Source organism: Enterococcus columbae DSM 7374 = ATCC 51263, assembly GCF_000406925.1.
GTDB lineage: Bacteria > Bacillota > Bacilli > Lactobacillales > Enterococcaceae > Enterococcus_E > Enterococcus_E columbae.
In genome coordinates, this window is the sequence record NZ_KE136348.1 from 26,946 (window position 1) to 39,649 (window position 12,704).

General features: G+C 34.7%; 9 protein-coding genes, 1 other RNA gene and 1 pseudogene. 3 read left to right on the plus strand and 8 right to left on the minus strand.

All coding sequences use genetic code 11. The features are described 5' to 3' along the window. Positions 1-13: 13 nt before the first annotated feature. Both aroD and RK02_RS05100 read right to left on the minus strand, forming a co-directional pair. Positions 14-769 (minus strand): type I 3-dehydroquinate dehydratase, encoded by a 756-nt coding sequence (aroD, locus tag RK02_RS05095; RefSeq protein WP_016183174.1) that lies wholly within the window; start codon positions 767-769, stop codon positions 14-16. A 13-nt stretch (positions 770-782) separates the two neighbouring features. Then, the gene (locus RK02_RS05100; protein ID WP_016183175.1) at positions 783-1,970 is read right to left on the minus strand and encodes a class I SAM-dependent rRNA methyltransferase; all 1,188 of its coding nucleotides are present in this window, start codon (positions 1,968-1,970) and stop codon (positions 783-785) included. A gap of 222 nt (positions 1,971-2,192) precedes the next feature. On the opposite strand from RK02_RS05100, the gene RK02_RS05105 reads away from it, so the two are divergent. Then, positions 2,193-4,328: an LTA synthase family protein gene (locus RK02_RS05105; RefSeq protein WP_016183176.1), complete on the plus strand. Its 2,136-nt coding sequence runs from the start codon at positions 2,193-2,195 to the stop codon at positions 4,326-4,328. 121 nt (positions 4,329-4,449) lie between these two features. Beyond that, positions 4,450-5,205 carry a hypothetical protein gene (locus tag RK02_RS05110; protein ID WP_016183177.1) on the plus strand — a complete coding sequence of 252 codons (756 nt, stop codon included), beginning with the start codon at positions 4,450-4,452 and terminating at the stop codon, positions 5,203-5,205. A 129-nt stretch (positions 5,206-5,334) separates the two neighbouring features. On the opposite strand, the gene RK02_RS05115 is transcribed toward RK02_RS05110, so the two are convergent. Together RK02_RS05115 and RK02_RS05120 are read right to left on the minus strand one after the other, a co-directional pair. Continuing rightward, a complete protein-coding gene (locus RK02_RS05115) occupies positions 5,335-6,780 on the minus strand; it encodes a sensor histidine kinase (protein WP_016183178.1) in 1,446 nt (481 codons plus the stop codon). After that, a complete protein-coding gene (locus RK02_RS05120; protein ID WP_016183179.1) occupies positions 6,777-7,496 on the minus strand; it encodes a response regulator transcription factor in 720 nt (239 codons plus the stop codon). The genes RK02_RS05115 and RK02_RS05120 overlap by 4 nt, the downstream gene beginning before the upstream one ends. 245 nt (positions 7,497-7,741) lie before the next feature. Between RK02_RS05120 and ssrA the strand changes: the two genes are divergently transcribed. Further along, positions 7,742-8,108, plus strand: a transfer-messenger RNA (tmRNA) gene (gene ssrA / locus RK02_RS12110). Positions 8,109-8,225: 117 nt separating this feature from the next. Here ssrA and RK02_RS05125 read toward each other — a convergent pair. The 4 genes and pseudogenes from RK02_RS05125 to RK02_RS05140 all read right to left on the minus strand — a co-directional run. Beyond that, the gene (locus tag RK02_RS05125) at positions 8,226-10,241 is read right to left on the minus strand and encodes a glycerophosphodiester phosphodiesterase (RefSeq protein ID WP_016183180.1); all 2,016 of its coding nucleotides are present in this window, start codon (positions 10,239-10,241) and stop codon (positions 8,226-8,228) included. A gap of 132 nt (positions 10,242-10,373) precedes the next feature. Continuing rightward, positions 10,374-10,841, minus strand: coding sequence for a GAF domain-containing protein (locus RK02_RS05130; RefSeq protein ID WP_016183181.1), 468 nt, complete (start codon positions 10,839-10,841; stop codon positions 10,374-10,376). Positions 10,842-11,465: 624 nt separating this feature from the next. Beyond that, positions 11,466-11,843 (minus strand): MarR family winged helix-turn-helix transcriptional regulator, encoded by a 378-nt coding sequence (locus tag RK02_RS05135; RefSeq protein WP_016183183.1) that lies wholly within the window; start codon positions 11,841-11,843, stop codon positions 11,466-11,468. A gap of 264 nt (positions 11,844-12,107) precedes the next feature. Next, a pseudogene (locus RK02_RS05140) lies at positions 12,108-12,530 on the minus strand (sodium ion-translocating decarboxylase subunit beta); the annotation flags it as partial. Positions 12,531-12,704 lie beyond the last annotated feature (174 nt).

The window sequence follows — 12,704 nt, forward strand, 5'->3', positions numbered from 1 at the left end:
CACCTAATCTTTTTTAATCTGCCGCATGATCAATTTGAAGTGCATCAAGCACTTGCGCTAATAAATCTACTGGCAATTGTCCAGGTGCAGAGATTTCGCCATAAGCACCAAAGGTAAAGACTGAGCCAGTTAATTCACCACTTAATCTCGAAATCTTACCCAAATCTCCCATTGCCATAACAGCTAAAGGAAGGGTATAAAAATTGTGTGCCTTTTGAATAATGCCCATCATTCTTAAAACATCATTTAAATCATTTGGCATCATCGCAAGCTTACCAATATCTGCGCCTAATTGATACATCAAGCCCACCTTAAAAATCATTTCAGGATCAGCTAAAGTTTTTTCAAAATTGTGATGACTTAATATCACTAGCGTATGACGTTTTTTTAACTTTTTAATAAAATGTCGACCTAAAAATTCCGCCATATTCAACTCTATATCAATCAAGTCAACTAAACCCGATTTAGCAACCGTCAGACACAGCTGCTCATAATCTTTTAAGCCGATCTCTATTTGACCCCCTTCTGCTAAAGTCCGAAAGGTAAACAAGAGCTCTTTATTATGTAACTTATTTTTTAAAATCTGTAGCATAGATAAAACATGTTCTAAATCAGCAAAATCTTCAAAATAATCACAACGCCATTCAACAATTTGTGCTGCGCAATCTTTAATTTTTTCAGCCTGACTGACAATTTCATCCGCAGTTTTTGCTACGATAGGTACACAAATCCGCGGTCGTCGATATTTTTTTAATTGTTGAGAATTCATCTCTTCACACCCTTTATTGAACAATTTGATAAATAAACACTTTTAAATAATTACCTTGAGCAAAGGTTGGTCGCACTGCAAAATCTGCAGGTAATTGGAAGGTATTTAACAATTGATAGCTCTTGACAGTTCCTTTGAATTCCTGCTCAATCATTTGCTTAAATTTTTTGCTTGAAACATTCGCTGCGTTAGTCGAAGCCACAATCCAACCCTGCTTATTCAAAATTGGTAAGCTATCAGCGATTAATTGTCCATAGTTTTTGGCCACAGAAAAAACTTTTTTACCGTTTCGGGCAAAGCTTGGTGGATCTAAAATAATTAAGTCAAATTTCAACCCTTTTTTACGTGCATAATGAAAATAATCAAATGTATCCATGACATGAATCTTTTGCGTCGCTGGATCAATGCCATTGATAGAAAACTGTTCTTTCGTTTTTGGCAAGCTACGTTTGGCTAAATCAACACTAGTCGTCATACTAGCGCCTCCCATCGCAGCAGCCACTGAAAACGCTCCTGTATAGCTAAACATATTCAATACGCTTTTACCACTTGCAAAGCCGTTTGATAAATATCCTCTAACATCCTTTTGATCTAAAAAAATCCCTGTCATCCACCCTTCATTTAAATAGGTAGCATACTGAATGCCATTTTCACGAATGATCAGTGGTTCTGGCGCTGTTTGTCCATAAATGTGTTGCGTTTCAGGTAATTTGGTTTCAAAGCGATTTTTTTCATAGATACCTAAAATATCAGGATAAACAGCTAAAAAAGCGGCTAAAATCAAAGCCTTAAACTGATAAATTGTTGCATTATACCAAGAAATTACCGCATAACCTTGATAATAATCAATCGTCACTCCACCAATCCCATCGCCTTCGCCATTAAATAAACGAAAAGCTGTAGTCAAGTCTTGATTAAAAAAATACTGGCGTACCTTTTTCGCTGATAACAGTTTTTCAGTAAAAAAAGCTTGATCAAAGGGTTGTTTCGTTAGGCTTAAAACCCAACCTACCCCTTTATTTTGTTTTCCCAAGTAGCCTTGAGCAATCCATTGATTTTTTTCATCAACAAAATCAACCCATTGATTGACTACCTGCAAGTCTAGACAATCCTCTTGTTGAATTAACGGCACTCCGTTTAGAACACGTTTTTTGGCTTGATTGGTTAATTTTTGTCGATAAAATACTTGTTGTTTGCTCATACCTTTACTCCATTCTACAAATATCTAAGAAAAATTATAACATAAAATATCATGAAACACGATGTTCACAACTAGATAAATCCTAAGTTTAAATCGTAAAGAATTCATAAATAATCATGATTACACTTTAAGTTCAATTGACAGTCAATAAGTGGATAGGTAAAATGGTTAGGAACAGAAAAGCTATGTCAAATATTATTCAACTAAGAAAGGAGCCTTCCTTTGTTTAAGAAAATTAATTTTAACTGGGTAAATAGACGCCTTGGTTTTTTTGCGTTATTAGCTGCACTAATGTGGATTAAAAATCTTTTCGCATATACAGTTGATTTTCATTTATCCTTGGAAAATGCGTTACAACATTTCATTTTAATTATAAATCCAATCGCAACAACCTTACTACTGCTTTCATTCGGCTTATATATACGCAGAAAAAAACTTTCCTATAGTTTGATGCTTGGTATTTATCTCTTTATGACGATCTTACTTTTCGCCAATGCTGTCTACTATCGCGAGTTCACCGATTTCATTACTATTAATACCTTCTTAGGTGCAGGGAAAGTGGCAAGTGGCTTAGGTGAGAGTGCATTAAAGTTATTTAGACCATATGATGTGCTCTATTGGATTGATATTCTCTTTTTAATCTTCGCCCTAGTCACTAAGCGGATTAAAATGGATACACAACCCGTTCGTGTACGCATGGCTTTTGCATTTTCAACATTAGCCATTATGATTTTTTCTGGAAATCTATTTTTAGCAGAAAGCGACCGTCCTGAATTATTGACTCGTACTTTCTCAAGAGATTATCTAGTTAAATATTTAGGAATAAATGCATTTACGGCTTATGACGGTATTCAAACCTATCAAACAACACAGGTGCGTGCACAAGCGAGCGCTACTGATATGGATAAAGTGGCTGAGTATGTTAAGCAACACTATGCCAAACCCAATGATCAATTGTTTGGTATGGCAAAGGGTCGCAATGTCATTTACATTCATTTAGAAAGTACCCAACAATTCCTGATTGATTATAAGCTAAAAGACAAAAATGGCGTAGAACATGAGGTAATGCCATTCATTAATAGCTTATATCATAGTAATAGTACCTTTAGTTTTAGTAACTTCTTCCATCAAGTGAAAGCTGGTAAGACCAGTGATGCAGAAACCTTATTTGAAAATTCCTTGTTTGGTCTAAACCAAGGGGCTTTATTTACCCAACTTGGTGGTAAAAACACCTTTGAAGCAGCACCAAATATCTTAAAACAAACACAAGGCTATACTTCAGCTGTCTTCCACGGAAATTCTGGAACTTTTTGGAATCGAAATGAAACCTATAAGCGTTTAGGCTATGATTATTTCTTTGATGCTTCTTATTATGATGTAACTGAGAATAATTCATTCCAATATGGCTTAAATGATAAACCATTCTTCCAACAATCAGTTAAATATCTAGAGCATTTACAACAACCATTTTATACTAAATTTATTGCTGTATCGAATCACTATCCATATACTCAATTAAATGGGGATGAAACAGGGTTCCCACTTGCTGATACCAAGGATGAAACCATCAATAGCTACTTCTCAACAGCTAACTATATGGATACAGCGGTTCATGAATTTTTTGATTATCTAAAGCAAAGTGGGCTATATGATAATTCAATTATTATCCTTTATGGCGACCATTATGGTATTTCAAATGCTAGAAACAAAGATTTAGCTGCACTGTTAGGTAAAGATAAAGAAACATGGTCAAACTTTGATAATGCGCAAGTACAACGTGTTCCTTATATGATTCATATTCCTGGAATGACTCAAGGAAAAATCATTGATACTTATGGCGGTCAGGTAGATGCTTTACCAACCTTACTGCATTTACTTGGAGTGAATACTGAAAAATATATTCAACTTGGACAAGATATGTTTTCACCAGATCATAAACAGCTAGTGGCTTTCCGCGATGGTGATTTTGTTACACCTGAATATACTTATTACGGTGGCGTTTTATATGATAACAAAACCGGACAAGAAATTACCGAGCCATCCAAAGAATTGACCGATACCGTCAATAAATGGAAGGATGAGGTTTCCGATCAATTGGCTACCTCAGATAAGATTAATAACGGTGATTTACTTCGTTTCTATACTCAAAGTGGTTTGGAAGCTCTAAATCCAGATAACTATAATTATCTAAAAAACAATGAGCGTATACTACAAATTGAAAAAGATTTGGGAGAAAAATCAACTAGTGTCTACAGTAAGCACAACAATACCTCCCTAGCCAATCAATATCAAACAAAATCTTATCAAGAACTACATCCAAAAGAAACAACAACTAGCTCAAGTACCGAGCAAAAATAGTTAAAAAAAACTTCTCAGCTAATACCGGCTGAGAAGTTTTTTACTTTATTTATCCAAAGTTATTCATAAATTTTTCATAAAAAACCACTATACTAAATGTAACAAAAGGTGGTGAAACTTCATGCAGTGGCTAACAATGGTTAAAAATGGCCTACGTTATTATAGAAAAGGTCTGTTCTTTTTGGCAGGCTACCTTTTTATTGCTAATAGTCTTTTTTGGCTCTGTGCTATTATCATCAAGACTTTTCCTAGCTTTATCAAAGGGATACTCACTGTATTTAATAATGAAATAGCACTTAATAATCAAGAGCTAACACATTATTTTACCAACAGCGAACAACAGTTTCATCGATTAGCACTTAGTATATATGCTTTTTTATATATTCTTTTTTTAATTGGTCTAATCTACCTATTGAATAAACAAAACCAAAAACGACAAAATGAGCAACGGATTTGGTTTGCAAATGGAGGCAACCTAGCTAGTTGGTTACTTTTCACTACGACCGAACTATTCAGCCTGTTAGCAATTGGCTGTCTAGGTTTATTTTTCATTTTTTATCTATTTCAACCACTTATTAGACAAGGTATTTTTGAATTGAACTATTGCTTTTTACACCATCTCCAACAATTCTCTCTTAAGAATTTTGTTACGGAACATTTAAGTCAAAAGGGTTATTTTCAAATCAAGCTGCCAGAAACCAATGTCGGCTTGTGGCAATTAGTCAAACAACAGCAACAAACTACTTCTCGTTTCCAATGGATCTATCTTCAAAATATGCTATTTATCAACGGGAGTGTTTTACTCCTTCATTTATTATTACAACTTCTTAACTTTAAGAAAATCATCCGTAGCCTTTCATCAAATAAGCCTGTCTAGCTAGTCAAATCTTTAAAGCAATGATTTTTTTGCTAGACTTTGCTTATTTGCTCAAAGCTTAGTCAATCGCTGAACAGCCTAAACAAAAAAGATGATGAAAATTGATTTTTTCATCATCTTTTTTCTCTTTTATTCGGTTATCTCAACATCTGGGAAGGTGACTGTAAAAGTCGTCCCTTCTCCTAAGGTGGAAGCTACACTAATTGTCCCTTTATGCAAGCGAACTAATTGCTGAACAATAGGTAACCCTAAACCTGATTCACCAAATTTCTTATTTTTTCTTGAAGGATCCACCTTATAATAGCGATCCCAAATATTTTTTTGCTGCTCTTCGGTCATACCAATCCCCGTATCAGTAATACGGATAATTGATTCTAAATTACCCTTTTCAAGACTTACCGAAATTGTACCATTTTCAGTAAATTGAATCGCATTTTGAATGATATTTACCATAATTTGTACAAAACGATCATAATCCGCGTAGACATCAATCGCTTCGGTGGTGGTTAGTCTCAACTGATCGTTGAATTGCTCTGCCTTAGATTCCAATTGAATCAAAATATTATTTAAAGCTTCCGTGGCATTAAATTTTTTAATCACCATCGAAATTTGATTGGTGCGAATTTTTTCATAATCTAAGTTTTCGCTAACTAGCCGAATCAAGCGTTCAGTTTCATTTTTCATCAAGTGAATGGCTTTTTCTTGTTGATTTTCTGGAATTGCATGATATTGTAGCCCTTCTAGCAATCCATTAATCGTCGTTAGCGGTGTCCGCATTTCATGAGAAGCATCAGCCATAAATTGCTTGCGTCTTTCTTCTTGACGCTCAATTTCTTCATGTGAAGCCTTTAGAGATACTGCCATCTTATTAAAATCGGCTGCCAATTCATCGAACTCGTCCCGATTATGAACCGGTAAGCTAATATCAAAATTACCATTGGCTACTTCTTTGGTCGCCTTTTTCATCCGATTGATTCTTCTTACCTGAAAAGAAGCGTAAAAATAGCTAATAATAAAAGCAAAAATTCCCGAAATTACAAAGCCTTTCATTAAATTGCTGGTAAATTCACCAACCGTATCTTCCACATTTTTGGCGGGCTGACTGACAATTAATACCCCAAATTCATTGTTTAATAAAAAAGGGACCATTGCATAAGCGGTAATATTTTTTTGACCAAAAATATCCGTATCTAACGTCACCTGCTGCATTTGGCCTTTATTTAACTCGCTCCACTGCTTCTTAGTGATTGGTAGCTTGACTGCGGCTTCTTGTGAAGGATATAATATCTTCCCTTGGCCATTGATAAATACAAAGGTCACACTTTGCTGATTCAAGACAGCTTCAGATAAATTCAAAGCATTCTGGACAATGTGATACTGATCTTGATCTTCAGCAAAAACATTGGTAAAGCTTTTTGAGATACGTTCAACTGCTTTAGCATAACCATATAATTGCTGATAATTGTTTTGCTCGATTGTATGACGCGTCATTTGTGTAAAAGCAAAGCCGGTCAGAATAAATGTCACCGCAATGACCACCCAAAAGGCGATTAATTGTTGGTATAAATACTTCATTCATCCATCCCCGAATCATCAAACTTATAGCCAACGCCCCAGACGGTTTGAATGACCTGTGGACCAACCTTTTCAATTTTTTGACGTAATTTTTTAATATGCGCATCAACGGTCCGTTCATCGCCAAAATATTGATAATCCCAGACAAGCTCTAATAATTGCTCACGTGTGAATACCTGTCTAGGCTTTTTAGCCATCGTATAAAGTAAATCAAATTCTTTTGGGGTTAGTCCTTCAATCAACCGATTATTCAAATAGGCTTCACGAGTTTTTATATTCATTTTAAAATGAGTCGTTTCAACATCAAACTCCGCTGTATTATCTGCATTCACGTGCACTTGTTTTTCAGCCAATTCACTTCTTCGGTGCAACGCCTTAATTCTTGCAATCAAAGTCAATGGACTGAAGGGTTTAGTTACATAGTCATCAGCACCAATTTCTAACCCAATCACCTGATCACTTTCAGAATCGCGAGCGGTTAGCATAATGATGGGTACACTACTAATTTTTCGAATTTCTTTGGCTACAAGCATACCGTCCATTCCCGGTAAATTCAAATCAAGTGTAATTAAATCATATTTCTGTGGATCTTTTAAAAAGGTATCTAATCCTTCTTTGCCATCATATTTAAAAGTTGCCTGCCAGCCTTCATTCAAAAAAAACATCTGCATCATTTCTGAAACTGACTCATTATCTTCAATCATCAATATTTCCATATTTATCACCTCAAATTAACAGTGGATTACTCTATTTCATGAAGTATAATTTGTATTTATTATACCTTACTTTAAATCTTAAAACCAATCTTAACCTCACTCAACTATGAAAATAATAGCTAAAAAAGCTTATAAAAAACTTAAATTCATTAAATATTTTTAGGAATCTCTCTGGTTTAGCTTTAATTCGAAATATGATTATGCTATAATTCAAATTGTAAGTGTTACCCTCTTTTTATAAAAAGGGGGGCGTTACGGATTCGACAGGCATAGTTCGAGCCTGAATTGCGCTTCGTAGGTTACGGCTACGTTAAAACGTTACAGTTAAATATAACTGCAAAAAACAACAATTCTTACGCTTTAGCTGCTTAATAACCAGCATTGCGTGATCCACTCGGTATCTCCCATGTACTCGAGTCTGGGTCTCATTTATTAGTGGGATACGTAATAATCATCCGTCTGTTGATTATTAAAGAGTTTTTCAGACTAGCTATTTAGCAGGCCTGTCATTCGGCATACTTTTTAGCAAAACATAAATAGAACTGACTATGAGCGTAGATTTTTAGGTAGCGATATGTTTGGACGTGGGTTCGACTCCCACCGCCTCCATTGTTTTTTTTAAAAAAACTTCCATTAAACCAACGACGAAAGAGGCTAAAGTGATGGTCTCAACTATCCAACGAAAATAGCAAGGAGCAAATAGAAATGATTATTTGCTCCTTGCTATTTTTATGCATCATTTGTTGTAATATAGTCTACCCCTAAATAGGTCATTTTACTAAATTGATCAAAAGGGACAGTCCAAGCACCTACCTGTAAGCCTGCTTGATGGGCAAGTTGAACATTCGCTTGATTTAAGGCTTGCCAATGGACATTAACGCCAGCTCGCGAGCCTAATTTTTTCGTTTGGTTAATCACCTGTTGATTCAAATCCTTGCTCAAATACATAACTGAAGCTTCCGGCATCATCTTTTTCAGTTCTTTAAGCACTTGGTAATGAAAGGAGATAAAGCGAACCGTATGAGCAAATTGGTAACTACGAACAAGTTCAATTAGATTACGATAAGCCACTTCATCGAAAGCTGAGGTCTTCACCTCAATAATGGGTATTTTCCCTTTAGCTTGACAAATAGCTAGGTAATCTTCTATGGATGGAATCCGTAACTCCTGAATAGCATATTGCTGTTCACCCGTTCCTTTTAAATGATAGCTTAACAATTGCTGGGCAAGAAATTGACTAATCTCCCCACTGCCATTAGTTGTTCGATTCAATGAACCATCATGCATAATCACCCATTTTTTATCAGCTGTCAGATGAATATCTGTTTCAATTGCTTCATAGTTAGCCTGTTTAAAAGCCGGAATTGAATTTTCTGGTGCAAATTGTTGCTTTCCACGATGATTAACATAGATTGGTTGTGTCTGCTTTTCTATCGTCGTTTGCATGGTCTCCATCTCTTTTCTACCCGTTAAGTCTAAGTCTACACTCGCTTTAATCGTTAAATTGACATCATCAAAATGCACCTTACGCACATCGATTGTTTGTTGCCAAATATTATTATCTACTAAAGTATTCGTAACATAATTAACTGCATCATCTTTTCCCTTGTGCTTTGTCCATACATCAAAATCAACTGACTTCACTCGCTCATTTTTATTCAAAACCAACTGAATTTGATACAAGCCTTGCGCAATATTCTGAGGAATTAATTCAAATCTTTGAACCTTCAAAATATATTTTGGAATAAATAGTTGCCGATTTAATTGTACTACTTTACTTGACACATGACCAGCAGCATTCGCTAATAGATAACTGATAAAACTACCTTCTGCATAGTTATCATGTGCACGATTATTGAAGTTAGCGACAAAATCACGTGAACCAATCTGTTTAAACGGATATTGATGTAAATCAGCTAAGCCACTATTTTTTCGCCAAATAGCTAAACGATAAGACTGCCCAACAGGTGGCAAGCTAGCCAGCTGCAAACGACAGCTAAACTTGCCATCGTCAATTGCACTATAATCAAACACAGCAGCTTCAATATTGTCACTACGTTCAAAGCCAATTTGCTGTTGCTGCCAACGTTCTCGCCAATTCTGATTTTGAGCTGCTTGAATCAGCTGATGTAGCCGGTGTTTATTCAATAAATTAGCAGGGATTTCCTTTTTTTGTTTGGTTGGTAGCTGCTTAGCTAGCAATGGCATTGAGTGTGCTGTTTGCGAAAACTCAATCGTGGCATCTATGTTTTGCCATTGATAATTGCCGTCTTTAGTCATCAATACGATAGCTTGCCGGTACGACTGCTTTTTAAAAAAATCTGTTTGCATGACAAATGTATGTGCACCAATTTGCTTAGCAGGCACCTCCTGAGCTTGTTTCCCTTCTTCAGTATAAAAGATAACAGATAAAAATTTTGCCTGCAGCACTACGGGTACATCAATATAACAGGTATATAAATCCTCTGCTGTTTTTGGTTTGTGCTGAAAAAGCTGAATTCCTTTAGCCATTAACTCTTTTTTTTCAACTAACTGCTCATTAGCTAGTTGCTCTTGAATCAATGGAATCTGAGGATCCTTTTTGATTTTAAAGGCTGACTCTTTTTCCTTATCGCTTTGAATAAAAGGGATATTTTTAAGCAGCGAGGAATCATTTGCTGTCAGTTGACGATAGCCTACATAAACCAAACAACTCCCTATCGCCAAGCTACAACATGTGATTAAAATTTTTGTTCTTTTTTGCATTAAAAATTACAACCTTAATTTCATATAATTACTGTCATTCTATAACTAAAGCAAACATCGTTCAAATAATTAAAGGCTTTTTTAAGAAAAATTAAAAAGACATTGCCTCATTTTTGAAGCAATGCCACCATTTTATAAACTATCTAATAAAATCGCTACATATTTTTCTAAATATTCTTGATCAATTTCGTCATACATATCCGTTTGACTACTATCAATGTCTAATACACCAATCAACTGTCCATCTTTAATCATCGGCACAACTATTTCAGACATCGCTGCTGAATCACAGGAAATATAATTTTCATGCACCTTAACATTCGGTACAATTAACGTTCTTTCTTTTTGCGCAGATTCACCACAAACACCTTTGCCCATTTTGATTCGAGTACAAGATACTCTTCCTTGGAATGGTCCTAAAATCAATTCTTCACCATCAAATAAATAATAACCAGCAAAAACAGTAGCTTTTAAGGTTTCATTTAGTAAAGCCGAGGAATTACTCAAATTAGCAATCCAATTATTTTCAATCTCCAACAATCCTTTTTGTTGAAGCAGTAGTAGTTCATAGGCCTCTTTTTTTTCTTCTTTACTCCACATAGATATTCCCTCACTTTTATCAATCTATCTGCCTTACTTTACCATAATACATTCACTCTAAGCAACTATCATTTATTACTAAAAAGGGATTCATTTAATTAAATACGAGTTATCCACAACTTTTCTTATATTTTCTTTTTTTTGTTTCACAAAATTTTTTTCAAAAAAATTTTTTCCTTGACTTATTGATTTATCAAGCTTATTTCTATGAAAATTTTTCAAAAATCTTTCTCGTAAATTGTTTTACCTAAATAAAATTGAATTCCATCGCAAAAAACACACGTTTAAAACCTTGAAATATCAAGTGTTCAATCGACTTTTTTTTAAAGGTAAAAAAAGAATTACACATTGTTCCATAAAAAAATATTGTTTCACAGCTAACACTTCACAATGACTTGACAAAAAATTTAATGCTGTTCAAGACCGTTTATATTTTTGTAATCAGTTTAAAGTGCCAACCCTTTCGGAAAATTCACCTCTCCATTTGAAAAAATTTTCATTTATCTACTTTTCAAACGGAGTGTAACACTCGAATTTTCTCCTGTCTAAATCAGCTTTTTCACAGCCTTTTTGTTTAGCAAACAAAAAAATAGCTAGGTTCATTTTGATCCTAGCTATCAAACTCTATTCATTTAAGTAATCATAATCGGCTAAAAAATTAGCAACAATTGGTTCAGCCTTTTTTATTTGCTCCATACCAAATTCAGTCAAACCAATCTTTATTCCTCGTCGATCATCATTACACTTCTCACGCGTAATTAACGGCTTTGGACTAGTAGACATTTTTTGAATCAAGCGTGATAAAGCGCTGTGACTCAAAATAAACAGTTCTTTCAACTCATTTAAACGCAACTCACGTCCTTCATGGAACAAATAATACGTAACATAAAATTCATTCAGCTCCATTTGCAGCGTCTGTTCTAACTCTTTTTCTAAACGTTCTTCAATAAAATCGTGTATATGCACATCTTCTAGCCATTGTTTTATACGATCATGTTCCATGTTATCCCTACCGTAAATCATACTTATTCAGATTTATTATATGCACAGGCATATGTCATGTCAAAACAGGAACATTTATTTTAATCATACAAGACTAGTTAAAAAAGCTTATAAACCAAGACATATAGTTGCGTACGCAAATAATCATTCTAATAAAGTTAGTTATTTATACGACCTTTCCGTCATTAATATTCTAGATTAGAAAGATTATTATAAATTACCCATTCCTCCAATAATTTTCTATCTCCGTTAAAAATACTTTACTTATTGGAAAAAAGCAAGCAATACCCCTGCAGCAACTGCCGAACCAATTACTCCAGCCACATTTGGCCCCATAGCATACATTAGTAAGTAATTATGTGGATCGGCCTTTTGTCCTTCCAAATGTACGACTCTAGCTGCCATTGGAACTGCTGAAACCCCTGCCGCTCCTATCATTGGATTTATCTTTCCCTTGGTTAGCCAATACATCAATTTCCCCATCAAAACGCCAGAAAGCGTGCCAATACTAAAAGCTATTAGACCTAAAAAAATAATTAATAACGTTGTAGGGGATAAAAATAGATTTCCTTCTGCTTTTGCTCCTACAGTTAAGCCTAAAATAATGGTAATGCCATACATAAAAGTATTTTGTAAATTATCTACTAATTTGGGAACGATTTTGACCTCTCGAATTAAATTTCCTAACCTGTTCTTTCTATTGATGAGTGTTAGCGTGTTATCTTGCTGTATTATATAGATTGTTCCTTGACAAATCAACCTTCAATAAATAAATTCGCAAAAATACAACACGAATACGAAATTTTAGTATCGATCTCATCAAATAGTATATTTGTTCACATAGAAGCGCTAATTCTATGC

What these genes read in the sequence shown, in the direction of transcription:
- aroD (WP_016183174.1), bottom strand. Translation starts at nt 769, where the DNA reads ATGAATTCTCAACAATTAAAAAAATATCGACGACCGCGGATTTGTGTA.
- RK02_RS05100 (WP_016183175.1), bottom strand. Translation starts at nt 1,970, where the DNA reads ATGAGCAAACAACAAGTATTTTATCGACAAAAATTAACCAATCAAGCC.
- RK02_RS05110 (WP_016183177.1), top strand. Translation starts at nt 4,450, where the DNA reads ATGCAGTGGCTAACAATGGTTAAAAATGGCCTACGTTATTATAGAAAA.
- RK02_RS05115 (WP_016183178.1), bottom strand. Translation starts at nt 6,780, where the DNA reads ATGAAGTATTTATACCAACAATTAATCGCCTTTTGGGTGGTCATTGCG.
- RK02_RS05120 (WP_016183179.1), bottom strand. Translation starts at nt 7,496, where the DNA reads ATGGAAATATTGATGATTGAAGATAATGAGTCAGTTTCAGAAATGATG.
- RK02_RS05125 (WP_016183180.1), bottom strand. Translation starts at nt 10,241, where the DNA reads ATGCAAAAAAGAACAAAAATTTTAATCACATGTTGTAGCTTGGCGATA.
- RK02_RS05130 (WP_016183181.1), bottom strand. Translation starts at nt 10,841, where the DNA reads ATGTGGAGTAAAGAAGAAAAAAAAGAGGCCTATGAACTACTACTGCTT.
- RK02_RS05135 (WP_016183183.1), bottom strand. Translation starts at nt 11,843, where the DNA reads ATGGAACATGATCGTATAAAACAATGGCTAGAAGATGTGCATATACAC.